At 57.5% G+C, this 24,268-nt stretch carries 24 protein-coding genes; 6 read left to right on the top strand and 18 right to left on the bottom strand.

All coding sequences use genetic code 11. The annotated features are described in order from the left end of the window. Nucleotides 1-283: 283 nt before the first annotated feature. Both holA and PHQ58_RS06125 read right to left on the bottom strand, forming a co-directional pair. The gene (holA, locus tag PHQ58_RS06130) at nt 284-1,378 is read right to left on the bottom strand and encodes a DNA polymerase III subunit delta (RefSeq protein ID WP_300108445.1); all 1,095 of its coding nucleotides are present in this window, start codon (nt 1,376-1,378) and stop codon (nt 284-286) included. 27 nt (nt 1,379-1,405) lie between these two features. Beyond that, nucleotides 1,406-1,831, bottom strand: coding sequence for an Lrp/AsnC family transcriptional regulator (locus PHQ58_RS06125; protein ID WP_300108442.1), 426 nt, complete (start codon nt 1,829-1,831; stop codon nt 1,406-1,408). 136 nt (nt 1,832-1,967) lie between these two features. Here PHQ58_RS06125 and PHQ58_RS06120 point away from each other — a divergent pair, with 136 nt between their 5' ends. Both PHQ58_RS06120 and PHQ58_RS06115 read left to right on the top strand, forming a co-directional pair. Then, entirely contained in the window at nt 1,968-3,086 is a 1,119-nt protein-coding gene (locus tag PHQ58_RS06120; RefSeq protein ID WP_300108439.1) for an ornithine cyclodeaminase, read from the top strand. 6 nt (nt 3,087-3,092) lie between these two features. Next, nucleotides 3,093-5,024, top strand: a complete 1,932-nt coding sequence (locus PHQ58_RS06115; RefSeq protein ID WP_300108437.1) for an ATP-dependent DNA helicase RecQ — start codon at nt 3,093-3,095, stop codon at nt 5,022-5,024. A 27-nt stretch (nt 5,025-5,051) separates the two neighbouring features. Here PHQ58_RS06115 and lptE read toward each other — a convergent pair whose 3' ends face one another. From lptE to PHQ58_RS06085, 6 genes are read right to left on the bottom strand one after another with little or no spacing between them, the layout of a single operon-like run. After that, the gene (gene lptE / locus PHQ58_RS06110) at nt 5,052-5,645 is read right to left on the bottom strand and encodes an LPS assembly lipoprotein LptE (protein ID WP_300108435.1); all 594 of its coding nucleotides are present in this window, start codon (nt 5,643-5,645) and stop codon (nt 5,052-5,054) included. 8 nt (nt 5,646-5,653) lie between these two features. Beyond that, nucleotides 5,654-8,380, bottom strand: coding sequence for a leucine--tRNA ligase (gene leuS / locus PHQ58_RS06105; protein ID WP_300108432.1), 2,727 nt, complete (start codon nt 8,378-8,380; stop codon nt 5,654-5,656). Nucleotides 8,381-8,436: 56 nt separating this feature from the next. Beyond that, a complete protein-coding gene (locus PHQ58_RS06100) occupies nt 8,437-8,898 on the bottom strand; it encodes a biopolymer transporter ExbD (protein ID WP_300108430.1) in 462 nt (153 codons plus the stop codon). Nucleotides 8,899-8,913: 15 nt separating this feature from the next. After that, complete coding sequence (locus PHQ58_RS06095; RefSeq protein ID WP_300108427.1) at nt 8,914-9,576, bottom strand: MotA/TolQ/ExbB proton channel family protein; 663 nt, start codon at nt 9,574-9,576, stop codon at nt 8,914-8,916. Then, nucleotides 9,573-10,388 (bottom strand): 4-hydroxy-tetrahydrodipicolinate reductase, encoded by an 816-nt coding sequence (dapB, locus tag PHQ58_RS06090; protein ID WP_300108424.1) that lies wholly within the window; start codon nt 10,386-10,388, stop codon nt 9,573-9,575. The genes PHQ58_RS06095 and dapB overlap by 4 nt, the downstream gene beginning before the upstream one ends. Before the next feature lie 8 nt (nt 10,389-10,396). Next, a complete protein-coding gene (locus PHQ58_RS06085; RefSeq protein ID WP_300108421.1) occupies nt 10,397-10,936 on the bottom strand; it encodes an outer membrane protein assembly factor BamE in 540 nt (179 codons plus the stop codon). 96 nt (nt 10,937-11,032) lie between these two features. Between PHQ58_RS06085 and fur the strand changes: the two genes are divergently transcribed. After that, nucleotides 11,033-11,467 (top strand): ferric iron uptake transcriptional regulator, encoded by a 435-nt coding sequence (fur, locus tag PHQ58_RS06080; RefSeq protein WP_300108418.1) that lies wholly within the window; start codon nt 11,033-11,035, stop codon nt 11,465-11,467. Here the strand turns inward: fur and hprK are convergent. From hprK to raiA, 3 genes are all read right to left on the bottom strand, one after another. Continuing rightward, nucleotides 11,464-12,414: an HPr(Ser) kinase/phosphatase gene (gene hprK / locus PHQ58_RS06075; RefSeq protein WP_300108416.1), complete on the bottom strand. Its 951-nt coding sequence runs from the start codon at nt 12,412-12,414 to the stop codon at nt 11,464-11,466. The two genes, fur and hprK, sit on opposite strands and share 4 nt — an antisense overlap. A 39-nt stretch (nt 12,415-12,453) precedes the next feature. Then, nucleotides 12,454-12,921 carry a PTS sugar transporter subunit IIA gene (locus tag PHQ58_RS06070; protein WP_300108413.1) on the bottom strand — a complete coding sequence of 156 codons (468 nt, stop codon included), beginning with the start codon at nt 12,919-12,921 and terminating at the stop codon, nt 12,454-12,456. An 81-nt stretch (nt 12,922-13,002) separates the two neighbouring features. Beyond that, on the bottom strand, nt 13,003-13,332 hold the full coding sequence (raiA, locus tag PHQ58_RS06065; protein ID WP_300108410.1) for a ribosome-associated translation inhibitor RaiA: 330 nt from the start codon (nt 13,330-13,332) through the stop codon (nt 13,003-13,005). A gap of 339 nt (nt 13,333-13,671) precedes the next feature. Between raiA and corA the strand changes: the two genes are divergently transcribed. After that, nucleotides 13,672-14,658 carry a magnesium/cobalt transporter CorA gene (gene corA, locus PHQ58_RS06060; RefSeq protein ID WP_300108408.1) on the top strand — a complete coding sequence of 329 codons (987 nt, stop codon included), beginning with the start codon at nt 13,672-13,674 and terminating at the stop codon, nt 14,656-14,658. A gap of 46 nt (nt 14,659-14,704) precedes the next feature. On the opposite strand, the gene PHQ58_RS06055 is transcribed toward corA, so the two are convergent. From PHQ58_RS06055 to PHQ58_RS06040, 4 genes are all read right to left on the bottom strand, one after another. Further along, the gene (locus tag PHQ58_RS06055; RefSeq protein WP_300108405.1) at nt 14,705-15,454 is read right to left on the bottom strand and encodes a 5'-methylthioadenosine/adenosylhomocysteine nucleosidase; all 750 of its coding nucleotides are present in this window, start codon (nt 15,452-15,454) and stop codon (nt 14,705-14,707) included. Nucleotides 15,455-15,491: 37 nt separating this feature from the next. Further along, nucleotides 15,492-17,165, bottom strand: coding sequence for a long-chain-fatty-acid--CoA ligase (locus PHQ58_RS06050; RefSeq protein WP_300108402.1), 1,674 nt, complete (start codon nt 17,163-17,165; stop codon nt 15,492-15,494). A gap of 167 nt (nt 17,166-17,332) precedes the next feature. Beyond that, nucleotides 17,333-18,751, bottom strand: coding sequence for a Re/Si-specific NAD(P)(+) transhydrogenase subunit beta (gene pntB, locus PHQ58_RS06045; protein ID WP_300108399.1), 1,419 nt, complete (start codon nt 18,749-18,751; stop codon nt 17,333-17,335). A gap of 19 nt (nt 18,752-18,770) precedes the next feature. Further along, nucleotides 18,771-20,426: a Re/Si-specific NAD(P)(+) transhydrogenase subunit alpha gene (locus PHQ58_RS06040; protein WP_300108396.1), complete on the bottom strand. Its 1,656-nt coding sequence runs from the start codon at nt 20,424-20,426 to the stop codon at nt 18,771-18,773. A 144-nt stretch (nt 20,427-20,570) separates the two neighbouring features. Between PHQ58_RS06040 and PHQ58_RS06035 the strand changes: the two genes are divergently transcribed. Together PHQ58_RS06035 and mnmA are read left to right on the top strand one after the other, a co-directional pair. Next, nucleotides 20,571-21,089, top strand: coding sequence for an NUDIX hydrolase (locus PHQ58_RS06035; RefSeq protein ID WP_300108394.1), 519 nt, complete (start codon nt 20,571-20,573; stop codon nt 21,087-21,089). After that, complete coding sequence (gene mnmA / locus PHQ58_RS06030; protein ID WP_300108391.1) at nt 21,086-22,201, top strand: tRNA 2-thiouridine(34) synthase MnmA; 1,116 nt, start codon at nt 21,086-21,088, stop codon at nt 22,199-22,201. Before PHQ58_RS06035 ends, mnmA begins: the two co-directional genes overlap by 4 nt. A 108-nt stretch (nt 22,202-22,309) precedes the next feature. Here the strand turns inward: mnmA and PHQ58_RS06025 are convergent, their stop codons facing one another. The 3 genes from PHQ58_RS06025 to PHQ58_RS06015 form a co-directional block, all read right to left on the bottom strand. Continuing rightward, complete coding sequence (locus PHQ58_RS06025; protein WP_300108388.1) at nt 22,310-22,600, bottom strand: metal-sensing transcriptional repressor; 291 nt, start codon at nt 22,598-22,600, stop codon at nt 22,310-22,312. A gap of 134 nt (nt 22,601-22,734) precedes the next feature. Beyond that, nucleotides 22,735-22,959, bottom strand: a complete 225-nt coding sequence (locus PHQ58_RS06020) for a DUF2892 domain-containing protein (protein WP_114972217.1) — start codon at nt 22,957-22,959, stop codon at nt 22,735-22,737. Nucleotides 22,960-22,978: 19 nt separating this feature from the next. Continuing rightward, a complete protein-coding gene (locus tag PHQ58_RS06015; RefSeq protein ID WP_300108381.1) occupies nt 22,979-24,265 on the bottom strand; it encodes an FAD/NAD(P)-binding oxidoreductase in 1,287 nt (428 codons plus the stop codon). Nucleotides 24,266-24,268: the final 3 nt, after the last annotated feature.

The following is a 24,268-nucleotide window of genomic DNA, read 5'->3' as shown; positions in this document are numbered from 1 at the left end:
TTCTTTACCATCCGCTCCTACTTGGCAACCATGACCAAGCAGAAAAACAATCTGTTTGACTGTTTGGTCAGCGTGTTTAACCGCCAGATAATTCAGCCCAGCTTTGCTCGTTAAGCTGAGTAGTTACGATATTTTATAAAAATTTAGGCTGTAGCCCTTATAAAACAAGCGTAAACAGCTACATATTACATAGCATTTTGGTTGCGCTTTGAATGAACAGATTCGTCATTTCGAACGCAGTGACGAGTCTGTGTTAAAGGCCGTGTGCGGTAACGCGCCAGATTCAGCGGGCTCGTAACGACGACACGCTTGGCGATGAACCGGCCTTGGAGTTTGCCGCGCACAGCCCACACAACGTCATCGCCAACCGCGCCAAGGCTTGCCAGGGCTCGGTCGGCCAGTCGGGTTGTTTCAATCCTTTGACAATGCCATCAACCAGGTGCGCGCTTTGCAGCAGTTGCGCCAGAGCTGCGTCGCTCAGGCGTGGTACCACGCGCTCAAACAAACGCTCCTTGTTGCCCCACACGCGCTGTTCACGCAGCGCCATCGGCAGCGGGCTGCCACGGTTGATGGCGTCTTTAACGCGTTTGAGAGCACGAATGTCTTCTGCCAGCGTGTAGTGCACCAGCACAGCCGCCTCGCCCTCGGCCTGCAAGCCGTCGAGCATGCGTTGCACGCGTTCATGCTGGCCGGCCAGCACAGATTCGCTCAGCTTGAACACGTCGTAACGGGCCACGTTCAGCACGGCGCTCTCGATCTGCTCAAAGCTCAGCTCGCCGGCGGGGTGCAACAGCGCCAATTTCTGGATTTCCTGGTGTGATGCCAGCAGGTTGCCTTCCACCCGATCGGCAAAGAACTGCAGGGTCCGCTGGCCCTCTACGCCCGCCACCACGCGCTGGCCTTGCACGCTCAGGCGCTGGGCAATCCATTGCGGCAGGGCGGCACGCTCCACGGGGGTGACTTCCAGCGTCATGCCAGTTTCCAGCGCCAGGAACCAAGCGGTTGCCTTGGTGGCGCGGTCCAGCCGGGGCAAGATCACCAGCGTCAGGGTGCTGTCGTTGCCGCGCGATTGGTCCACCAGATGCTGCAACGCTGCGCTGCCTTCTTTGCCGGGTTTGCCACTTGGAATGCGCAGCTCAAGGATTTGTTTGTCGGCAAACAGACTCAAACTGCCGCCAGCGGCCAGCACCTCGCTCCAGTCAAAGTGCGCGCCCGACACGGTGTGCGAGGTGCGCTCGGTAAATCCCTGGGCGCGGGCACTGGCGCGAATGACATCAAGCGCCTCCTGAATCAACAAGGGCTCGTCGCCATGCAGGGTGTAGAGACTTTTTAGGCCTTTGGCCAGGTGGGCGCTGAGCTGGGCGGGGTTAAGTTGCATAGCGCTTAAGTGTAGTCAGACCAGGGTTCAGGCCACCCGGAAGGTTTCCAGATGAATGCTGGTTTCGGTGTTGCTGATGCCCTTGAGCAGGCGAATGCGCTCCAGCACTTTGGCCAGCTCCTGCAGGGTCTCGGCGCGCAGCTCGGCCAGCAAATCCCACCGGCCATTGGTGTCATGCAGGGCCGCCACACCGGGCTCCCCCAGCAGATTGGCAATCACGGCGCGGGTCTGGTTGCCGTCAACCGCAATGCTCATCCAGGCAATGATCTGGTTGTGTTGCACGTCCGGGCGCAGCCGCACGGTGTAGCCCACGATGGTGCCACTGTCTTCCAAACGGCGAATGCGGTTGGTGACGGTGCCGCGCGACACCTTCAGCTTGACAGCCAACGCCGCCACCGTCAGGCGGGCATCTTGCCGCAACAGGGCGAGCAAGTGGTGATCCGTTTCGTCCATTTTGATAGTCAAATGTGTCAAAACGGCAATTATGTGACTAATCTTCTACATCTTTGGCGATTGTGCTTGTTGCACTGGCCGGTCAAACTCAAAGCCAAGCTTTTCAACCGCAGCAACGGCTGCAAGACCACACGCCATGAACCACCTCAAACCCACCCAACTCCGCGCCAGCCCCCGCACCCTGTTTTTAAGCCCACAAGATGTTTCCGCCATCGTGGGCCACCAGGGCATTGCCGCCACGCTGCAAGGTTTGGCCCGCACCATTGAAGAAGATTTCCTGCGCTGGCCGAGCTTTGACAAGTCCGCCCGGCTCGCCAGCCACTCCCAGGACGGCGTGATTGAGCTGATGCCGATTGCCGACGCCAGCCACTACAGCTTCAAATACGTCAACGGCCACCCCAAAAACACGACCAAGGGTTTATCCACCGTGATGGCCTTTGGTGTGCTGGCCGAGGTGGCCACCGGCATCCCTTTGTTGGTGAGCGAGTTGACGCTGTGCACCGCCCTGCGCACCGCCGCCACCTCTGCCGTGGCAGCACGCACCCTGGCCCGACCAGGCAGCCGCGTGATGGCGCTGATTGGCAACGGCGCACAAAGCGAGTTCCAGGCGCTGGCCTTTCACCACTTGGTGGGCATTGAAGAAATTCGCTTGTTTGACCTGGACGCGCAAGCCACCGCCAAGGTCATGCGCAACCTGCAACACAACCCGGACGCGGCCAAGCTGCGCCTGGTGGTTTGCACCAGCATTGCAGAGGCCGTTCGCGGGGCCGACATCGTCACCACCATCACCGCCGACAAGACCAACGCCACCATTTTGAGCGCCGACATGCTGACACCCGGCATGCACATCAACGGTGTTGGTGGCGACTGCCCGGGCAAGACCGAGATTGCCCCGGGCGTGTTGCTGGCCGCAAAAGTGTTTGTGGAATATGAGCCGCAAACCCGCATCGAAGGCGATCTGCAACACATGCCTGCTGACTTCGCGGTGACCGAGCTGTGGCAAGTGCTGGCCGGGCAGCAGGCTGGGCGCGACAACGCCGCGCAAGTCACAATGTTCGACTCGGTGGGCTTTGCCATGGAAGACTTCTCTGCCCTGCGCTACGTCTACGCCCAAGCGCTGGCCGCGGGGCTGGGCGCAGACATTGACCTGATCCCACCGCTGGCCGACCCCAAAGATTTGTACCAGCTGATTCGGCCGCTGCCGGCACAATCTATTCTGAACGCAATAAAAGGAGAGCAAGTCGAAATGGCTTGACGGCCCATGTACCCCACCCTGCAGCGCATTTTTGGCTACAGCCAGTTTCGATCTGGCCAGGAATCAGTGATCTCGGCCGTGCTGGCGGGGCGCTCGGCGGCGGCCATTTTCCCCACTGGGGCTGGCAAGTCGCTGTGTTACCAATTGCCTGCAGTCATGTTGCCGCACTTGACGCTGGTGGTGTCGCCGCTGCTGGCTTTGATTCAAGACCAGCTAACGTTCATGCAACGCCTAGGCATCGCCGCTGCCAGCATCGACTCAACCCAAAGCCGCGAACAAACCCAGGCCGTGATGGCCGAGGCCCGCTCGGGTGCGCTGAAAATTTTGATGATCTCGGTGGAGCGGCTCAACAACGAGCGCTTTCGCAACTTCATTGCCCAAGTGCCAATCTCGCTGCTGGTGGTGGATGAGGCGCATTGCATCTCGGAGTGGGGCCACAACTTTCGTCCCGATTACCTCAAACTGCCCAGCTATCAGCGGCAATTGGCGATCCCGCAAACCCTACTGCTCACCGCCACCGCCACGCCCCCGGTGGTGGCCGACATGCAAGCCAGGTTTGCCATTGCTAGCGCCGATGTCGTGTGCACCGGTTTTTACCGGTCCAATTTGGATTTAACCGTTGAGCCGGTCAGCAGCCAGCACAAACAACGCCACGTGTTCGACTGGCTGACCCAGCGCACCGGGCAGCCAACAATTGTCTATGTCACGTTGCAAAAAACCGCCGAGCAGGTGGCTGAGTACTTGAGCCGCCATGGGGTGGCGGCTCAGGCCTACCACGCCGGCCTGGGGCATGAACAACGCGTGGCGATTCAGCAGCAGTTCATGGCTGGCCAGGTGAACTGCGTGGTGGCCACCATCGCGTTTGGTATGGGCATTGACAAAAGCGACATCCGCAACGTGGTGCATTTTGATTTACCCAAATCGATTGAGGGCTACAGCCAGGAAATTGGCCGGGCCGGGCGCGATGGTTTGCCCTCAGAATGTCTGGTGCTGGCGAACCAGGACAGCTTGCAAGTGCTGGAAAATTTTGTCTACGGCGACACGCCCGAGCCGGCTGGCATCCGCAATGTGCTCAACGAGTTATTGGCCGTGCCACCGGGCCAAGCCTGGGAGCTGACGCTGACCCAGTTGTCGAACCACAGCAACATTCGCCTGCTACCCCTGAAAACCCTGCTGGTGCAACTGGAGCTTCGCGGCATCGTTGCCTCGCGCTACGCCTACTTTGCCGAGTACCGCTTCAAATACCTGGTCGAACCGCAAGCGGTGCTGGCCCACTTCAGCGGTGAGCGGCTGCAGTTTTTACAAGCGGTGTTGCGCTGCGCACCGCAGGCTAGGAGCTGGTGCACGCTGGACTTTGAGGCGCTGTTCAAAAGCTACCCTACCGAGCACAGCCGGGTGGTCAAAGCGCTGAACTATTTGGCAGAAAAAGGCTGGATCGCGCTGGAGTCCAAACAAATGACCGAGGTCTATGCGGTACTTCAGCCAGACTTTGATGCGCCAGCGCTCTGCCGCGAACTCAGCGACTATTTTCAGAGCAAGGAAACCAGCGAAGTGGCGCGCATCCAGGCGGTGCTGGACTTGTTTGCCAGTGAGCACTGCTTGAGCCAACGCTTGGCCAGCTACTTTGGCGACAAAGCGGCGCCACTGCACTGCGGGCATTGCTCGGTGTGCCGGGGTGAGGTGGCGCGTTGGCCCGAGCCTGAAAAGCTGCCCGCCCTGGCTGGCTTGAGTTTTTCAGCATTGTGCGGCGAGCTGATGGCACGCCATCAAGCCCACCAAAGTGCTGGAGCCAGCGCTGAATTGTTGACGCGTTTTTTGTGTGGCATCACGGCGCCCCTGCTGACCCGCCTGAAGGCCCGCAACCTCAGTGGATTTGCCGCCCTGGAAAGTTACCCCTATGCCCAGGTGCGGGCTTGGGTGCAACTCGGCCAGGCTTGACCTGGCGTGATCTGGCTGAAAAGCTGACTACGCCGCCAGCTTCACCGCAGCCAAGCGGCGCAGAATCTGCTGAACAATGTCTGATTGCATGTCGCGGAAAAGCAAGGCCATTTCGGCTTCTTTGGCCAACGCAGCCGTTTCGTTGTAGCTAATGTCGCGCTGCTGCAAAATTTCAGCATCCTCGGTGAGTTCCATGCCTTGCGCCGTAGTCAGGTGCAGACGCACGCGCATGCGTAACTGAAATTCACGCACCTGGCCCGAGCCATTGACACCCACCACCACTTTGTCACGCGACTCGTCGCTTACAGTGAGCACCAATTGCGCACTCGAGACGGGCTCATCGGGTGCCAGCACCTGCACGTCCGGACCAAAAGAGCTGCGCAATTGCCGTACGATGGCACCGCCCGGATTGGGCATGATGGCGATGCGTTTGAATGCAAATACCTGGTTGCCACGCAGCTTGAAGCCACATCCTGCCAGAAAACCGGCAGTCAGCACAACAGAGCCCAAGCGGCGTCGCGACCAGCCTGCGGCGTCAACAGGGCCAGCATCACCTGCAGCGCCAGCAGGTTCATGCAGCAAAAAAGACAACCCCTTTGGGACAGACAAGCCAGGTTTCATGAACACTCCTAAAGCACCAAATTCACCAGGCGACCCGGCACCACGATCACCTTCTTGGGTGCGGCACCATCGCTTAATTTCTGGAACATTTCATGGGCGATGGCGGCTTGCTCAATGGTCGCTTTGTCGGCGCTTGCGCTGACCACAATCGAGCCGCGCAACTTGCCATTGACCTGCAGCATGAGCTCAATTTCGTCTTGCACCAAGGCGCTGGGGTCAACCTGGGGCCAGGGCGCGTCCAGCAAGTCACCCAGCACACCGGCATAACCCAACTCAGACCACAAAGCGTGCGCAATGTGCGGCGTGGCTGGGTACAGGCAGCGCAGCAGAACACCAAAGCCCTCGATCAGCGCGACCTGTGCACCGTCAGAATCAGGCGCCTTGAAGTCCTCCAGCGCATTGATCATCTTCATTGCGCCACTCACCACGGTGTTGTACTGCATGCGTTGGTAGTCGTAATCGACCTGCTTGAGCACCGTGTGCAGCTCCAGCCGCAAGGCTTTCGCCTCTTTTCCAAAATTTACATCTTTTAGGCTTGTAGCCCCCGCAGCACTTGCGTGAGCAGCTACAGAATCCATAGTAGTCAATTTGACACCAAAGTTCCACACCCGGCGCAAGAAGCGGTAGCTGCCTTCTACCGCTGCGTCGTTCCACTCCAGCGTAGCCTCAGGCGGGGCAGTGAACATGGTGTACAGGCGCGCGGTGTCGGCACCGTATTTCTCGATCAAATCCTGCGGGTCAACGCCATTGTTTTTCGACTTGGACATGGTGCCAATGCCTTCGTAGTCGATGGCTGTGCCCACTGGCAGCCCATCCACTTCAACCTTGAGCCTGGCCCCGATCACCTTGCCGGCATCGTCAAACACGTGTTCCACATCAGACGGCCAGAAGTAGTCTTTGCCACCCTTCTCGGTGCGGCGGGAATAAATGTGATTCAGCACCATGCCTTGTGTCAGCAACTTGGTGAAGGGCTCGTCCACCTTCACCAGGCCCAGGTCACGCATCACTTTGGTCCAGAAACGTGCGTACAGCAAGTGCAGGATGGCGTGTTCAATGCCGCCAATGTACTGGTCCATCGGCATCCAGTAGTTGGCACCTTCGGCCACCATCTGGTCTGCATTTTTGGGGTCGCAGTAACGCATGAAGTACCACGAGCTGTCGACAAAGGTGTCCATGGTGTCGGTCTCGCGCCGCGCCGCCTTGCCGCAGATCGGGCAGGTCACACCCGCATGAAAGGCGTCGCACTTGTTCAGCGGATTGCCCGAGCCGTCTGGGACCAGGTCAACCGGAAGCACCACTGGCAGGTCTTTTTCTGGCACGGGCACGGCACCGTGCTCGTCGCAATGGATGATCGGAATCGGTGTGCCCCAGTAGCGCTGGCGGCTCACGCCCCAGTCGCGCAGGCGCCAGGTGATTTTTTTCTCACCCAGGCCAAAGGTTGCCAGGTCAGCCGCTACGGCATCGACACAATCCTTGAATGCCAAACCGTCGTATTTGCCGGAATTAATGGCAATGCCAGCACCTTTTTCAGCGTACCAGTCTTGCCAGGCAGCCGTGTCGAACACTTGCGCGCCCACGCTCACCACGGGTTTGATCGGCAATTGGTACTTCAAGGCAAACGCAAAGTCCCGCTCGTCATGCGCAGGCACACCCATCACCGCACCGTCGCCGTAACTCATCAGCACGTAATTGCCCACCCACACCTCAACCTTGTCGCCGGTCAACGGGTGCGTGACAAACAGGCCGGTGGCCATGCCCTTTTTCTCTTGCGTGGCCAACTCTGCCTCAGTCGTGCCGCCTTGTGCGCATTCCTGAATGAACGCCGCCAGCGCGGGATTGGTCAAAGCGGCATGGGTGGCCAGCGGATGCTCAGCCGCCACGGCGCAAAAGGTCACACCCATGATGGTGTCCACCCGCGTGGTGAACACGTACATGCGGCCCAACTCGCCCGCGAGTGAGTCGGCCGTGGCCCCAATCAATGTGCCATCTGCACCCTTGATGTCATGCGTGAAGGCAAAACGCACACCCTCGCTCTTGCCAATCCAGTTCTCCTGCATCAGCTTGACACGCTCGGGCCAGCCCGGCATCTTGTCGCCAGTGACATTGGCCAGCAACTCTTCGGCGTAATCGGTGATCTTCAGGTAATAGCCCGGAATCTCACGCTTTTCAACCACTGCACCGGTACGCCAGCCCTTGCCGTCAATCACCTGCTCGTTGGCCAGCACGGTCATGTCAATCGGGTCCCAGTTCACAACCTGGGTCTTGCGGTAGGCAATGCCTTTTTCGAGCATTTTCAAAAACAGCCACTGGTTCCACTTGTAATACTCGGGCGTGCAGGTGGCGACCTCGCGGCTCCAGTCGACCGCCAGGCCCATGGCTTGCATCTGCTGCTTCATGTAGGCGATGTTCTCAAACGTCCACTTGGCCGGTGGTACACCGTTTTTCAAAGCGGCGTTTTCTGCGGGCAAGCCAAAGGCGTCCCAGCCCATGGGCATCAGCACATTGAAACCCTGCATGCGCAAATTGCGCGTGAGCATGTCGTTGATGGTGTAGTTGCGCACATGGCCCATGTGCAGCTTGCCGCTGGGGTAGGGCAACATGGAGCAGGCGTAAAACTTCTTCTTGGGCTTACCGTTGACATCAAGGGCGTTTTCGCTCACGCGGTAGGCGTCGAGCGCGGTCCAGTGGGCCTGTGCGGCAGGTTCGACGTCGAGGTGGTTATATTTTTCTTGCATGGCAGTCTGAAGATGCGGCGCAAAGGGCCGCTTTTGGCGTGAAATAAGAGAAGATTTTAAGGTTTCGCGGCAGGTGTAGCGGCGGCGGGCACAGCTTGCGCCTGCCCAGGCACATCGGCCACGAAACCAATGCGGCTCAAGCCCGCTTTTTGTGCCGCACCCATGACCTCAACAATGCGACCATAGGGCACAGCCTTATCAGCCCGCAACAGTACTTCGGTTTGCGGGTAAGCCTGGGCTGACAGGGTGAGCTGGCGCGCCAATTCGTCCAGCGCCACGGCCTGGTCCTTCAGGTAGGTTTGGCCCGCAGCATCCATCACCACCGTGACCGACTTGGGCGCGTCGCCCGCTCGTGCCGCATCGGTCGTGGGCAAATCAAGCTTGATGGAACTGGCCAGCAAGGGCGCAGTGATGATGAAAATCACCACCAACACCAGCATCACGTCAATCAACGGGGTCATGTTGATGTCGCTCATGGGCTGTGAGCCCGCGGCACGATCCAGACGACCAAAAGACATGGCTGGTCTGTGCCTTCAGCGAACGCTAACGCGAGGGTCTGGGCCGGCGCTGCCCAGCTCGCGCAGGTCACGGGCAAAACCTTCCAGCTCAGCCTCGATGCGTGCCACCGCACGACCCAGCACATTGAACGCTAGCACCGCTGGAATGGCCACCATCAGGCCAGCAGCGGTCATGATCAGCGACTCGCCCACCGGGCCAGAAATTTTGTCAATGGTGACCTGGCCGGCGCTGGCGATACCAATCAAGGCGTGGTAGATGCCCCATACGGTTCCCAGCAGCCCGACAAACGGCGCCGTGGCTCCCACGGTTGCCAACAACACCTGGCCGTGTTGCAACTTGGTCAGCGCAGCATGCAAGGTGTTACGCAACACGCGGGTCAGTTGATGGGCCCGGTCACCCGCACTGGCCAAGGTGCCATTTACTTCCAATTTTGTAGCTTCAACCATAGGTAGCACAAGGGCTTCACGATCAAAAGCCTTGATTTTTTGGGTGGCTTCATCGAGGCTGGAGGATTGCCAGAACGCGGCCACACAACGCGCCACATCGCTGCTGGCCCGGTGCAACAGCCATGATTTCCACAAGATCACCACCCAGCTCCCGACCGACATGGCCAGCAGCAACAGCGCGACCGAGCGTGCCAGTGCGTCACCCTGCCAGAAAAACTGTGCCAAATTCATTTCAGGTTCAAGACATCGGCCATGTCATACAGCCCGGCCTTGCGGCCCTTCAAAAAACGCACAGCACGCAGGCTGCCTTCGGCGTATGACACCCGGCTGCCTGATTTGTGGCTGATCTCAATGCGCTCGCCAGTGCCCGCGAACAACACGGTGTGGTCACCCACGATGTCGCCACCGCGAATGGTGGCGAAGCCAATGCTGGACGGGTCGCGCTCGCCGGTGACCCCATGGCGCGCGTAGACAGCGCAGTCTTTCAGGTCACGGCCCAAGGCGTCGGCAATGACTTCGCCCATTTTCAAGGCCGTGCCAGATGGCGCGTCCACCTTATGGCGGTGGTGCGCTTCGATAATTTCGATGTCATAGCCGGTGTTGAGGGCCTTGGCCGCCATCTCCAGCAGCTTCAGGGTGACGTTTACACCCACGCTCATGTTCGGGGCCATGACGATGGCCATATCCTTGGCCAGCTCTGCAATTTGCTGCTTTTGCGCATCGCTGAAACCGGTGGTGCCAATCACCGCATTCACACCCAGCGCACGACAGGCCTCCAAGTGCGCCATGGTGCCTTCGGGGCGGGTGAAATCAATCAGGGCGTGGGCGTGGTTCAGGCCCGTGGGCAAATCGGCACTGATGGCAATGCCGCTGCTACGGCCCAAAAAGGCCGCCGGGTCCATGCCAACGGCTGGGCTGGTGGGAACATCCAGGGCGCCGCTGAGCTGGCAGTCGTCGGCATTGGACACAGCTTCAATCAGCATGCGGCCCATGCGCCCGCTAGCACCAGCTACGCAAATGTGGTGAAGAGTAGACACAGTCATGTTCAATTTCAGCGGGTAGCAGCTTCTAGCGGCGGGTAGCTGGCGGGCAGCGGTGGCAGAGGTTTGGTCTCTATGGGCTTGGCGACAGCGGTGGCCTTCAGGCTGTCTTCAGACATTTCAAGCACCGGCACCTTGCTTGCTTTTCGGCCAGAGTCAAGTGAGGCAACAAACTCAGCCTCGGTCGGCAGCGCGTCAGCCTGTACTTTGGCCAGCACGTCGTCCTTGAAAAACACGGTGACCCGACGCGCCTGGGACTCTAGTCCCTGACGCTTGAACGTGAACACGTAGTCCCAACGGTCAGCATGGAAAATACTGGTGAGCAGAGGCGTACCCAAAATGTCGCGCACCTGGGTGCGGCTCATGCCCTCTTTGAGCGCGGCCGCTTGCTCGCGCGAGACAAAGTTGCCCTGGACAATGTCCATCTTGTACGGCGTGACCACACTCACCAAACGGTTGCTGGCACCATCGACACTGCCACAGGCAGACAAGGTGACGAAAAGCCCGCCAAGCGAACTCAACCAGACACAACGAGCCAGAGAATTAAACATGGGCAAATCAAGTGACAATAAGAGCAGAACATTGTACTGGCAGCCTCATGCGGGGCCTGACCAGACCCACCCCGATCGAAACTCCCTGAGCGCCACATGACCAAGATCGATGAACTCAAAAGCACGGGACTCAAAGCCACCCTGCCCAGGCTGAAAATTCTGGAAATTTTCCAGAAAGGCCAGCAGCGTCACATGACCGCTGAAGACGTGTTTCGGGTGCTGCTGCTGGAGCGCTCAGACGTTGGGCTGGCCACGGTGTACCGCGTGCTGGCGCAGTTCGAGCAGGCTGATATTTTGGTGCGCAGCCATTTCGAGAGCGGCAAAGCGGTTTACGAACTCAACGAAGGCCAGCACCATGACCACTTGGTGTGTCTGGACTGTGGCCGGGTAGAAGAGTTTTTTGATGCCGAGATTGAGCAACGCCAACATGCGGTGGCCAAAGCCAAAGGGTTCACCATTGCGGACCATGCGCTGAGCCTTTACGCGCATTGCACGCGTAAAGCCTGCCCCCACCGCACGGCTGCTGATTAGTTTGACGCGTCCATTGCCTTGCGGTGGCGTTCGACAAACTCTTTGTAGGTGTCAACACCGCGAATCTGCAAAATTGTGTTGCGCACTGCGGCCTCCACCAACACGGCAATGTTGCGCCCGGCCACCACCTGAATGACCACTTTTCTGACCGGCACATCCAACACGTCTTGCGTCAGCGGCTCATAAGGGATGCGCTCGTAGTCGCGCTCCATGGTTTCTCGGCGTACCAGATGCACGATGAGTTGCAGCGCTTTTTTGCGGCGCACTGCGGTCTCGCCAAAAATGCAACGAATGTCGAGCAAACCAATGCCGCGCACTTCGAGCAAATTCAAAAGCAGATCGGGGCAGCGCCCTTCAATCGTGTCCTGGTTGATGCGGTACAAATCCACCGCATCATCAGCCACCAGGCCATTGCCACGCGAAATAAGCTCCAGTCCGAGTTCGCTTTTACCTAGGCCGGATTCACCCGTGATCAGCACGCCCAAACCCAAAATATCCATGAACACGCCGTGCATGGTGCAACGGTCAGCAAAGTGCTTGGACAGGTAGGCGCGCAGCACATCGATCACAAACGCGGACGACCCCTCAGAGGCAAACATCGGAATTTGCGCCCGCTCGCACATCGACAGCAGCGCATCCGGGGCGGTTTGGCCGTCTGCCAGGATCAGCACCGGCGGCTCCAGCGTGACGATGCGGGCAATGCGCCGGGCACAGTCCTCAGGCGTGGCGTTGGTTAGATAAGCCACCTCGCGTTCACCCAATATCTGAACGCGGTAGGGATGGATGTAGTTGAGGTAACCCACCAAATCAGCACCAGAGCGCGCCGCGCGCACCGCCACCTCGTCGAAACGTCGCTCGGAGGCGCCAAGCCCGGCCACCCATTCCCAACGCAGGTTGCCCCGAAAAGCCTCAAACAGCACGTCAGCGCTGATGACATTGGGTTTCAATGAATACGCTCCTGCCGTAAAAAATCAGGAAACTTGAGTTCAGGCCACTTGGGCCGATTGCCAATTGACAATCAACTGGTGCAACTCAGCCGCATCGGTGCTGGCGGCCAGTTTGCTGCGCAGCGTTGCATCGCTCAGCATTTCAGCAATCTCGGAAAGAATTTCAAGATGTTTTTGGGTCGCCGCTTCAGGCACCAACAAAAAGATCATCAGGCCCACGGGCAACTCGTCAGGTGCTTCAAAAGCAATAGGGTGTGCCAATTGAAACACCGCCGCCATGGGAGATTTAAGTCCCTTGATGCGGCCATGCGGAATGGCCACGCCATGGCCCAGACCGGTCGAGCCCAAGCGTTCGCGGGAAAACAGGCTGTCAGTCACCAGGGCACGGCTGAGGCCGTGAAGATTTTCAAACAGCAAGCCAGCTTCTTCAAAAGCTCGTTTTTTGCTGGAGACATCAACCTGCACCTGGACCTGTGCAGCAGAAAGGATGGACGCGAGTCGGTTCATAAGTATTCAGAATTATGCGTCCTGAAAATCCAGGCGCAAAAAAAGCCGCTCGCACCAGCGGGCGGCTACACAGAGTTTAAATTACATCAGGCGCTTGGGGGCCGCATGGGCATGTGATTGCATTCGATCTTTGTGGCGAACCACCTGTCGATCAAGTTTGTCCATCAATTCATCCACCGCGGCATACAAGTCTGAGTGAGCACTTTCAGCGAAGAGTTCAATGCCTTTGATGTGAATATTGCACTCGGCTTTCTGCCGCCGTTCTTTCTCCTTGAGATTTTCCAATGTCAACAACACCCGGACATCCACCACTTGGTCAAAATGCCGCTTGATTCGGTCCAGCTTGGTCGTGACATAGGTACGCAAGGCTGGGGTAACTTCCAAATGGTGACCACTGATCGTCAAGTTCATAAAAGCCTCCTAAAGCTCTCGGGATGAAATGGTTGTCAACGCCTCGTTGACAACCGGGAAAAACATTACAAAACACACTCAAGCCCACTATGCCCCCGGTCAACGTTTAATGCAACGGTTTTTTAATGATGCAATGCAACATCATCCGGATTTTGACCTTGGCGGTTTGGCGAACCACCCTGGCAAATGCCATAATCTAAAAGATTTATTAAAGGACAAACCACCTTGGAAACCTGCCCCAGTCGGTAGCTTTCAACGCCCAAAGTTGCATCCCGGGGTTGAAAGCCAGCACCCCCAACCCCCACCGTCAGATGCCACACAACAATTGGGAGAGCGCCTATGCTCAACATCTTCACCCTCGCCAACGGTCGCTTGTTCCAGGAAGAAATTGAATCACTGGAAGAACTGTCAAGATTCCAACCCATCTGGGTTGACTTGGAGTCGCCAACGCTGGAAGAAAAGCGCTGGATCAAGCAATATTACGGCTTGTCCATTCCGGAAGACGCGATGGACGAGGACATTGAGGAGTCCGCCCGCTTTTACAAAGAAGACAACGGTGAATTGCACATTCGCAGTGACTTTTTGGTCGCTGATGAAGATGAGCCACACACCGTTCGCGTCGCTTTTATCCTGAACCTGGTCAATGACGAACTTAAAAGCAAAGGCGTGCTGTTCTCCATCCACGAAGAAGACGTGCCAGTGTTTCGGCTGCTACGCATGCGTGCGCGCCGTGCGCCGGGCTTGATTGAAGACGCCAAGGAAGTGCTGCTCAAGCTGTTTGACGCAGACGCCGAATACTCGGCCGACACCCTGGAAGAAATTTACGACGAGTTGGAAAAGGTCAGCAAAAAAGTGCTGTCTGGCGATGTCACCGATGCGATGGCCGGCGAGGTGCTGGGCGCGATTGCACGCCATGAAGACATGAGCGGTCGTATCCGGCGCAATGTCATGGACACACGGCGCGCCGTGAGCTTCATGATGCGCACCAAAATGCTCAACAGCGAACAATTTGAGGACGCCCGCCAGATTTTGCGAGACATGGATTCGCTGGACTCGCACACCGCTTTTTTGTTTGACAAGATCAACTTCTTGATGGATGCCACGGTCGGTTTCATCAACATCAACCAGAACAAGATCATCAAGATTTTCTCAGTGGCCAGTGTGGCGCTGCTGCCACCCACCCTGATTGCCAGCATTTACGGCATGAACTTCAAGTTCATGCCGGAACTGGACTGGCAAGCGGGTTACCCGTTTGCACTGGGCCTGATGCTGGCCAGTGCACTGGTGCCCATGTGGTACTTCAGAAAGCGCGGCTGGCTTAAGTAAAATTAGCCTCTAGTCCTTATAAATAAATCACCAGTAGCTATATTATTTATAGCATTTTGACAAATTGACTAACAATGGCCAGCGCGTAGGGGCTGGCCACCTGTTTGACGAATGCTGAAAAATCAACGTGTGCGTCGTCATCGGCCCGGTCCGAGATGGTGCGCACGGCGGCAAACGGCACGCCGTAATCGCGACACACCTGCGCCACCGCAGCCCCTTCCATTTCAACGGCCAAGGCCTCAAACCCTGCTGCTTGCAAGCCCTGACGCACCTGCCCTGCATCTTGCGCACTCGACACGAATCTGTCGCCGCTGGCAATCAGGCCACTGTGCACGTTTGGAGATTTCAGCAGTTTCTCATGATGAAAATGACTTCCAACCCCCGCCAAACCTGTGTTAGAAGCTTCCAATAAAATAGCAGTCAAGTGCGCATCGCAAGCCATTGAAGCACAGCCGTAGAGCGGTATTTCATAACGGGCAAAAAGCGGGCTGGCGTCCATGTCGTGCTGAATGAACGCATTGGCCACCACCACGTCACCCACCCCAACGCCTTCGCCAATACCCCCTGCCACGCCAGTGAACACCACCTGGTCTACGCCAAAAGCATCAATCAGCGCCGCAGTGGTGGTGGCCGCAGCCACTTTGCCCACCTTGGTGAGCACCAGCACCACATCATGCCCAGCCCACTGACCACACCAGAACGTACGGCCTGCGCGCTGCACCTGCTTCGGGTGCTTGAGTTGCTCCAGCAGGCCCCTCTGCTCGTCCAGCAGGGCGCTCATGATGGCCAGTGTCATGCGGGAATACCTGTCATCTTCTGATTCCCATCATTTTTTACTTGCCACGCAATTCACGGCGCAAGATTTTTCCCACCGGGGTCTTGGGCAACTCGTCACGAAATTCCACCACCTTGGGCTGCTTGTAACCCGTCAGGTTTTCCCGGCAGTAGGCGCGCACCTGCGCCTCGGTAACCTCGGGATTTTTGCGAACAATCACCAGCTTAACGGCCTCGCCGGATTTGGCATCAGGCACACCAACGCAGGCGCATTCCATGATGCCGTCCATTTGCGACACCACGTCTTCAAGCTCGGTCGGAAAGACATTGAAGCCGTTGACCAGAATCATGTCTTTCTTGCGGTCGACAATTCGGAAATAGCCGTGCTCATCCACCACCCCGATGTCGCCCGACTTGAAGTAGCCGTCTGGCGTCATGACCTTGGCAGTCTCATCCGGCCGCTGCCAATAACCCGCCATCACCTGCGGGCCCTTGATAGCGATTTCGCCCGATTGACCCGGACCGACTTCATTGCCTTCATCGTCCAGCAGCTTGACCCAGGTGCTGGGAAACGGCACCCCTATGGAGCCCGAGTATTCGGTAATCGTTACCGGGTTGCATGTCGCGATGGGCGACGTTTCGCTCAGGCCATAACCTTCGCAAATCGCACACCCGGTTTTCTCCAACCACAGCTTGGCCACAGCACTCTGTACGGCGGTGCCACCACCGGCCGACACCACCAGGTTACGCCAGTCCACCTTGTTGAAATCAGGGTGATTTGCCAAGCCATTGAACAAGGTATTGACGGCAGGAAACACGTGAATTTTGTGCTTGGCCAATTCACCAAGCACGGCAGGGAAGTCACGCGGGTTCGGGATCAGGATCAGTTTGCCCCCCAGACGCATCGACACCATCATGCTCACAGTAAAGGCAAAGATGTGATAAAGCGGCAAGGCACAAACGAAGGTGATCTGGTCAGCCACTGGCACTTTTTTTAGGGCGGGCTGAAACCAGGCATCGGCCTGGAGCAGGTTGGCCACCAGGTTACGCTGCAACAGCACGGCCCCTTTAGAGACACCTGTGGTGCCACCGGTGTACTGCAAAACAGCCACATCATCTGGCTTGAGTACAACCCTTTTTAACGTGCCGCTGCTGCCTTTGGCAATAGCCGCATTGAACCGCACAGCGGTTGGTAGGTTGAAGTCAGGCACCATTTTCTTGACGTTGCGCACCACATAATTCACCAGCGCACCTTTAAGCAGGCCCAACTGGTCACCCAGGGCGCACAAGACCACGTGTTTGACCGGCGTTGCCGCCAGGCACTTTTCAAGCGTGGCAGCAAAATTTTCCAGGATCACGATGGCTTTGGCGCCCGCGTCTTTGAGTTGATGCTCCAGCTCCCGAGCGGTATAAAGCGGATTGACATTCACCAAGGTGAAACCAGCGCGCATGATGCCGGCCACCACAATCGGGTACTGCATCACGTTGGGCATCATCACGGCGACACGGTCGCCCTTGGATAGCCCCAAACTTTGCAGGTAAACGCCAAACGTCTGACTGAGTTCGTCCACCTGCTTATAGCTCAGCTCCGTACCCATAAAGCTGTATGCGCTGCGATTGGCAAAGGCCTTGAAAGACTCTTCCATCATGTCCACCATGGACGCGTAACGGGTCATGTCAATGTCAGCTGGAACGCCTTCAGGGTAGCTGCTCAGCCAGATGCGATCGGTCATTGTCAACACTCCAAATTTCAAGCCAAAAGAAGCATTTTCACCCGGTTGTCAGGTTCTGTAAGCTGTGTTTTCCCTAATTAGAGCGGCCAGCCAAGTGAGCCCGTGCTGCCCCGACAAATCGGCCAGTAAAAAAGGCTCCAACGGAGCCTTTTTTGTGTTTTTTTGGATCAGGCTCTCAGCGCGGTCAACACCTCGTCCAGCATTTTCTTGGCATCACCAAACAACATGCGGTTGTTTTCTTTGTAAAACAGCGGGTTGTCCACGCCGGCGTAGCCAGAGGCCATGCTGCGCTTCATGACGATGGAGGTTTTCGATTTCCAGACTTCCAGCACCGGCATGCCGGCAATTGGGCTGCCTGGGTCATCCTGGGCACTTGGGTTAACAATGTCATTGGCGCCGATCACCATGGTGACATCGGTGCTGGGGAAATCGTCATTGAGCTCGTCCATCTCGAACACGATGTCATAGGGCACCTTGGCCTCAGCCAACAACACGTTCATATGACCGGGCATGCGCCCTGCCACCGGGTGAATGCCAAAACGCACATTCACGCCTTTTTCACGCAGGTGCTTGGTGATTTCATACACGGTGTGCTGGGCTTGCGCCACCGCCATGCCGTAGCCCGGCACAATGATCACGCTCTTGGCTTCGCGTAGCAACTCCGCGGTTTCCAAAGCGGTCACCGGCGTGACTTCACCCACCGGTTGCGCGCCACCCGCTGCAGCCGTCGGTTTGGCGCTGGTGGTGCCAAAGCCCCCGGCAATCACACTGATGAAACTGCGGTTCATGGCGTTGCACATGATGTACGACAGAATCGCACCGCTGGAGCCCACCAGGGCGCCCACCACAATCAACAAGTCATTAGACAACATGAAGCCCGTTGCCGCTGCCGCCCAACCTGAGTAACTGTTGAGCATCGATACCACCACAGGCATGTCAGCACCACCAATTGCCATCACCATGTGCACGCCGAACAGCAGTGCCACCACCGTCATGATGATCAGCGGGGTCATGCCATCGGCAATGCTGTGGGCATTCATGAATTCGCGCCCGAACCAGATCACCACCAGCAGACCGGCCAAATTCATCCAGTGACGACCTGGCAGCAACATGGGGTTGCCACCAATCCGGCCTGACAGCTTGCCAAACGCCACGACAGACCCCGCAAAAGTCACCGCACCAATAAAGATGCCGACGTAGATTTCCATTTCATGAATCGACTTGGCCGCGCCCTCGAAACCCTTGGACGCCTCAGGGTCGATGAACGTGGCAACGCCAACCAGGATGGCAGCCAGGCCCACCATGCTGTGCATCAAGGCCACAAGCTCAGGCATTTGCGTCATTTGCACGGTGCGTGCGGCATACAGGCCAATCGCGCCACCGATCAGCATGGCCCCAATGATCCAGGGCAGGCCGGCGGCCGTCACTTGCGGACCGAACACGGTGGCCAGCACGGCAATCGTCATGCCGACCATGCCGTACAGGTTGCCGCGCAGCGCGGTGGACTGGTTGGACAAGCCGCCCAAGCTCAAAATAAACAGAATGGTTGCGCCAATGTAAGCAACCGTGGCCAAACTGGAAGACATGTTGGGGTCCTTCTTATTTTTATTTGCGGAACATGGCCAGCATGCGCTGGGTCACGGCGAAACCGCCAAACATATTGATGGCTGTAAGCACAATGCCCGCTGCTGCCACCCAGGTGATCAGGCTGTTAGGCCGCTCAAGTGCGCCTGCCAGCGGCGAAATTTGCACCAGTGCACCAATCGCGATGATGCTACTGATGGCATTGGTCACGCTCATCAGCGGCGTGTGCAAGGCAGGCTTGACGTTCCACACCACCATGTAGCCTACAAAACAGGCCAGCACAAACACCGTGAAGTGCGACAGGAACTCTTTTGGCGCACTGGCACCAATCAGCCAAAACAGGGCGGCCGCTACGCCAAACATGATGGCCAGTTTGTTGCCAGCCATGGGCTCGCTGGCTGCGCCGTGGCCTTTTTTGGCTGCCGGCATGGCTGCAGGTTTTGCCGCAACCACAGCCGGTGTGGCCGCCACTTTGGGGGCCGGTGGTGGCCAGGTGATGTTGCCTTCTTTGGTAACAGTCAAGCCGCGGATGGCCTCGTCATCCATGTTGACAAAAATGCGGCCATCTTTGGTCTTGCACAGTTCCTCGGTCAGGCGAAACAGGTTGCTTGCGTACAGCGTGGACGATTGTTTGGACAAGCGCGAGACCAGGTCGGTGAAACCAACAATGGTCACACCGTGGGTCACCACTGCCTGGCCTGGCACAGTCAGCTCGCAGTTGCCGCCCTGTTCAGCCGCCATGTCGACGATCACGCTGCCGGGCTTCATGCTCTTGACCATCTCAGCGGTGATGAGCTTGGGCGCAGGCCGGCCAGGAATCAGCGCCGTGGTGATGATGATGTCAACGTCTTTGGCTTGTTTGGCGTACATCTCACGCTGGGCTTGTTGAAAGCCCTCGCTCATGACCTTGGCGTAACCGCCGCCGCCTGAGCCTTCTTCGACATAGTCGACCTTGACGAATTCACCGCCGAGCGACACCACTTGGTCGGCCACTTCAGCGCGTGTGTCATTAGCGCGAACTATGGCACCCAGGCTGGCTGCCGTGCCAATGGCCGCCAGCCCGGCCACGCCCGCACCCGCAATAAAGACCTTGGCTGGTGGCACCTTGCCCGCGGCCGTGATCTGGCCACTGAAAAAACGACCAAAAGCGTTGGCAGCCTCAATGACGGCGCGGTAGCCGGCGACACCAGCTTGGGAGGTCAACGCATCCATCTTCTGGGCACGGCTAAGTGTGCGCGGCAACGCGTCGATGGCCAGCACGGTCACTTTTTTGGCGGCGAGCTGCTGCATCAATTCTGGGTTTTGCGCTGGCCAGATGAAGCTGACCAAGGCTTGGCCCTCATGCATCAGCCCAACTTCGTCGGGGGTCGGACCCCGCACCTTGAACACAACATCAGACGCAGCCCAAAGTGCGGATGCCCCAGTAATAACTTCTGCGCCCGCAGCACGGTAGGCGTCGTCGCTGAAATTGGCCAGGTCACCCGCACCTGATTCGACCGCCACCGAAAAGCCCAGTTTGATGAGCTTTTCCACCACTTCAGGCACAGTCGCCACCCGCTTTTCACCGGGAAATACTTCGCGCGGAACGCCTATGCGCTGGGGTGTAGGCGCTACACCGGGTGCACCGGCTGCGGCGGTATTGACGGCTACGTCTTGATTGTTTGCACCAGTTGACATGGGGCACTCCTCGTCTAGGTATAGGTATGGGTCAAAAAAACCTTACGAGCTTACCTCAGTTTTTTTGGATTTGACGCGAAAAGACCGATTGCATTGATCTACGTCAGGCGGCTGCCTGTGGCCAAACTTACCGATAATTCGATCATGACAATCCGATGGAAACCCAGCGCCACCGTGGCGGCAATCATTGAGCAAAACGGCAAATTTCTACTGGTGGAAGAGCACACCCCAGAAGGCTTGCGGCTGAACAATCCGGCGGGTCACCTGGACGAGGGCGAAAGCTTGCTGGACGCCTGCGCCCGTGAAGCCCTTGAAGAAACCATGTACCTATTTACCCCGACGCAATTGCTGGGGGTGTACATGTCTCGCTTTCAGCGCCCGGCAAGCGGGCCTCACGCGGCTGAGGATGTGACCTACCTGCGCTTTGCCTTTTGCGGCAGGCTTGGCACACTGCAAGCCGGGCGCAGCCTGGACACGGGCATTGTGCGCACGCTGTGGCTCAGTCCGGACGAGGTTCGCGCCAGTGCAGAGCGCCACCGCAGCCCGCTGGTTCTCCAGTGCATGGAGGACTACCTGGCCGGCCAACGTTTCCCGTTGTCAGTGCTGCACACCGACCCGACCGTGGTCAACGCGCGCGCACTGGTCACTGGCGGCACCGCATGAGCACGCTCGTCAAACACCAACGTGTCGTGGTCGGTCTGAGTGGCGGGGTCGACTCTGCCGTGACCGCCTGGCTGCTGAAACAACAGGGTCATGAGGTCATTGGCATCTTCATGAAAAACTGGGAAGACGATGACAACAGTGAGTTCTGCTCATCCAACATCGACTTTGTGGATGCCGCCGCCGTGGCGGACGTGATTGGCATTGAAATCGAACACGTCAACTTTGCCGTCGAGTACAAAGACCGGGTATTCGCCGAATTTTTACGCGAGTACAGCAGCGGCCGCACACCCAACCCCGACATCTTGTGCAACGCCGAGATCAAGTTCAAGGCCTTTCTGGACCATGCCATGCGCCTGGGGGCAGAGAAAATCGCCACCGGCCACTATGCACGCGTGCGCTTGAACGCACTGACCCAACGACACGAACTGCTCAAAGGCCAAGACCCGGCCAAAGACCAAAGCTATTTTTTGCACCGGCTGAACCAGGCCCAACTGGCCAACACTTTGTTCCCGGTGGGCGAATTATTGAAGACCGAGGTGCGTCGCATCGCTCTGGAGATTGGCCTGCCCAACGCCAGAAAGAAAGACTCCACCGGCATCTGTTTCATTGGCGAGCGACCGTTTCGCGACTTTTTAAACCGCTTTATTGCCAAAGAGCCCGGCCCCATCAAGAACGACAAAGGTCACACCATTGGTGAACATGTGGGCTTGAGTTTTTACACACTTGGCCAACGCCAGGGCTTGGGCATTGGCGGCCTCAAGGTCAAAGGGGCGCAACGTGGCGGCGGCGACCATGCACCCTGGTTTGTGGCGCGCAAGGACATGGAGCGCAATACCTTGTGGGTAGTTCAAGGCCATGACCATCCGTGGCTGCTGTCAACCGAACTCTCGGCCCAAAATGCGAGTTGGGTCGCTGGCCACGCGCCGGCCCCAGGCCTGCTGGCAGCCAAAACCCGCTACCGCCAGGCAGATGCGCCTTGCGCATTGGCCACGCGTGACGAAGGCAGCTTCAGCTTGAGGTTTCCGCAAGCGCAGTGGGCAGTCACACCCGGACAGTCTGCTGTGCTGTACGACGGCGACGTGTGCTTGGGCGGTGGTGTTATCGCCGGTTGACGCTGGCAAAGCGCAGCGCCACAAACGTAGACGCCCATATTAGCTATATTTTTAATAGCTTCTTACGCCTTATTCATAAGGGCTAGAGGCCGATTTCTTATAAATTGACTATCCCATGCGCGCCAACAGGCCTTCCATGTCTTTGAGCATCACATCCATGTTGGCTTTCTGCGCGCCATCGGGTTGAACACAGTTGGTCAGTTCTTGCTCCATGAAGCACATGGTCATTCGCAGGTAAGTGCTGTCAAGCGCTTTGCGAACAGCCGAGAACTGCTGCCCGATCTTCAGGCAGCTCTCCCCTTCTTCGATCATGCGCTGCACACCGCGAATCTGGCCTTCGGCCCGGCGCAGTCGGTTAAGCACCTCGGTGCGGGCGGCTTCATTGGTCAAAGCGGTCATGCAGATCTCCTAAGCTTGAAATGGCTTGATGTTAACTTTCGCAGGGCGGGACGCATCACTCCGAGCGACGACACGAGTCCGTCCCTGCGGATATGACACCCTTGTAGTTTCAGGTTAAAGAATCGACCTTCAAGTCAGTTGGCACAGCCAATCTTTGACTCCGGCACACCCAGTTTTTTCAAAATGATGCCCAATGGACAAAAATTGGTAAAACCAGACTGAAACAAGTTGAACCCCACAAAAGCGGTGAACGCCAGTGCCCATTTACTGACAAAAAGTGGGCTGCCCTCGACGCCCAGCGCCAGAGAAATCATGATGAAAAGACCAGCGAAAACCAAAATATAGCGTTGTACTGTCACAGTGATGACTCCTTAAAAATTACTTATCCAAACGATTGATGCCCAGCATGCCCATGATGTATTTCTCATAAATGGGCTCTGAGGTTCCCTTCTTTAGCTTGCGCATGAAGTACTTTTCATAGGCAATCTTTGCCAAATGCACCCACTTGCCTTTCTTGAACCAGTTCACATTCCGGGGAGGGATTTGCGGCAAGGCGACAAACGCCGCGCCGGTGTCGCCCATGTCGGCCAGACACACCGCATTCCAAGTGCCCTTGGCTGTGGCAGGCCGGCCCGCCAGATCATCGGCAATGTTGTGGCAAATGGCGGTCATCATGCTTTCAATCATGTAGCCGGTTTTGGGGCAACCTGTGGGCACCGGTGTCACTTCAACTGGCGGAATGGCAACACACACGCCCGCCGAATAAATGTTGCGATACGCCTTGCTGCGCTGAAATTCGTCAATGATCACCATACCGCGCGGATTGCACAGATTGGGGACCGCCGCGACAGCGTCCACACCCTTGAAAGCGGGCAACATCATCGACAACTTGAACGGCACCTCATGGTCTTTGAACGGATTGCCCTGCTCATCAAGTTGGGTGGCGAACAATTTGCCCTGTTCTACCTTGGTTGTTTTGGCATTGGTGATCCACTTGACGTCGCGGTTGCGAAATTCAGACTCCAGCATTGACTTGCTGTCACCCACACCACCTAAGCCCAGGTGGCCGATGTAGGGCTCGCTGGTGACGTAAGTGATGGGCACTTTGTTGCGTAATTTGCGGCGGCGCAAGTCCGTGTCGAGGATCATGGTGAACTCATAAGCCGGGCCGAAACAGCTGGCACCCGGCATGGCACCTACCACGATCGGGCCAGGGTTCTTCAAAAATTCTTCATAGTTGGCAAAAAAGGCCTGCGCGTGGTCCACATGGCAAATTGAATGTGTGAACCCGCCGCCACCCGAACTGACCGGGCCAGCACCAGGCACCTCATCAAAGGCCAGCTTGGGACCCGTGGCTATCAACAGGTAGTCGTAATCCAGTGTCTCCCCATCCAGCAGTGTTAACTTGCTGCCAGCGGCATCAATCTGGGTCACGGATTTGGCGATAAAGCCGATCTTTTTACGCGTCAGGTAGGGTGCGATCGGCAAAGTGACGGCTTCTCGTTCGCGCCAGCCCACCGCCACCCAGGGGTTACTGGGTACAAACTGAAAATAATCCGTGGTGTTAACCACTGTGATGCGGTGCTCCGGGAGCAGCATTTCCCGCAATTCGTACGCGGCCGGCATGCCGCCAATGCCTGCACCCATGATGACGATATGAGCCATGTC

This window comes from Rhodoferax sp., assembly GCF_028688795.1.
In the GTDB taxonomy this organism is placed as follows: Bacteria; Pseudomonadota; Gammaproteobacteria; order Burkholderiales; family Burkholderiaceae_C; genus Rhodoferax.
Note: the sequence above shows the minus strand (reverse complement) of the source record. Positions and strands in the feature narration are given on the sequence as shown.

Coding starts and splice junctions, on each gene's coding strand:
- holA (WP_300108445.1), bottom strand. CDS start 1,378: ATGCAACTTAACCCCGCCCAGCTCAGCGCCCACCTGGCCAAAGGCCTA.
- PHQ58_RS06125 (WP_300108442.1), bottom strand. CDS start 1,831: ATGGACGAAACGGATCACCACTTGCTCGCCCTGTTGCGGCAAGATGCC.
- PHQ58_RS06120 (WP_300108439.1), top strand. CDS start 1,968: ATGAACCACCTCAAACCCACCCAACTCCGCGCCAGCCCCCGCACCCTG.
- PHQ58_RS06115 (WP_300108437.1), top strand. CDS start 3,093: ATGTACCCCACCCTGCAGCGCATTTTTGGCTACAGCCAGTTTCGATCT.
- lptE (WP_300108435.1), bottom strand. CDS start 5,645: ATGAAACCTGGCTTGTCTGTCCCAAAGGGGTTGTCTTTTTTGCTGCAT.
- leuS (WP_300108432.1), bottom strand. CDS start 8,380: ATGCAAGAAAAATATAACCACCTCGACGTCGAACCTGCCGCACAGGCC.
- PHQ58_RS06100 (WP_300108430.1), bottom strand. CDS start 8,898: ATGTCTTTTGGTCGTCTGGATCGTGCCGCGGGCTCACAGCCCATGAGC.
- PHQ58_RS06095 (WP_300108427.1), bottom strand. CDS start 9,576: ATGAATTTGGCACAGTTTTTCTGGCAGGGTGACGCACTGGCACGCTCG.
- dapB (WP_300108424.1), bottom strand. CDS start 10,388: ATGACTGTGTCTACTCTTCACCACATTTGCGTAGCTGGTGCTAGCGGG.
- PHQ58_RS06085 (WP_300108421.1), bottom strand. CDS start 10,936: ATGTTTAATTCTCTGGCTCGTTGTGTCTGGTTGAGTTCGCTTGGCGGG.
- fur (WP_300108418.1), top strand. CDS start 11,033: ATGACCAAGATCGATGAACTCAAAAGCACGGGACTCAAAGCCACCCTG.
- PHQ58_RS06070 (WP_300108413.1), bottom strand. CDS start 12,921: ATGAACCGACTCGCGTCCATCCTTTCTGCTGCACAGGTCCAGGTGCAG.
- raiA (WP_300108410.1), bottom strand. CDS start 13,332: ATGAACTTGACGATCAGTGGTCACCATTTGGAAGTTACCCCAGCCTTG.
- corA (WP_300108408.1), top strand. CDS start 13,672: ATGCTCAACATCTTCACCCTCGCCAACGGTCGCTTGTTCCAGGAAGAA.
- PHQ58_RS06055 (WP_300108405.1), bottom strand. CDS start 15,454: ATGACACTGGCCATCATGAGCGCCCTGCTGGACGAGCAGAGGGGCCTG.
- PHQ58_RS06050 (WP_300108402.1), bottom strand. CDS start 17,165: ATGACCGATCGCATCTGGCTGAGCAGCTACCCTGAAGGCGTTCCAGCT.
- pntB (WP_300108399.1), bottom strand. CDS start 18,751: ATGTCTTCCAGTTTGGCCACGGTTGCTTACATTGGCGCAACCATTCTG.
- PHQ58_RS06040 (WP_300108396.1), bottom strand. CDS start 20,426: ATGTCAACTGGTGCAAACAATCAAGACGTAGCCGTCAATACCGCCGCA.
- PHQ58_RS06035 (WP_300108394.1), top strand. CDS start 20,571: ATGACAATCCGATGGAAACCCAGCGCCACCGTGGCGGCAATCATTGAG.
- mnmA (WP_300108391.1), top strand. CDS start 21,086: ATGAGCACGCTCGTCAAACACCAACGTGTCGTGGTCGGTCTGAGTGGC.
- PHQ58_RS06025 (WP_300108388.1), bottom strand. CDS start 22,600: ATGACCGCTTTGACCAATGAAGCCGCCCGCACCGAGGTGCTTAACCGA.
- PHQ58_RS06015 (WP_300108381.1), bottom strand. CDS start 24,265: ATGGCTCATATCGTCATCATGGGTGCAGGCATTGGCGGCATGCCGGCC.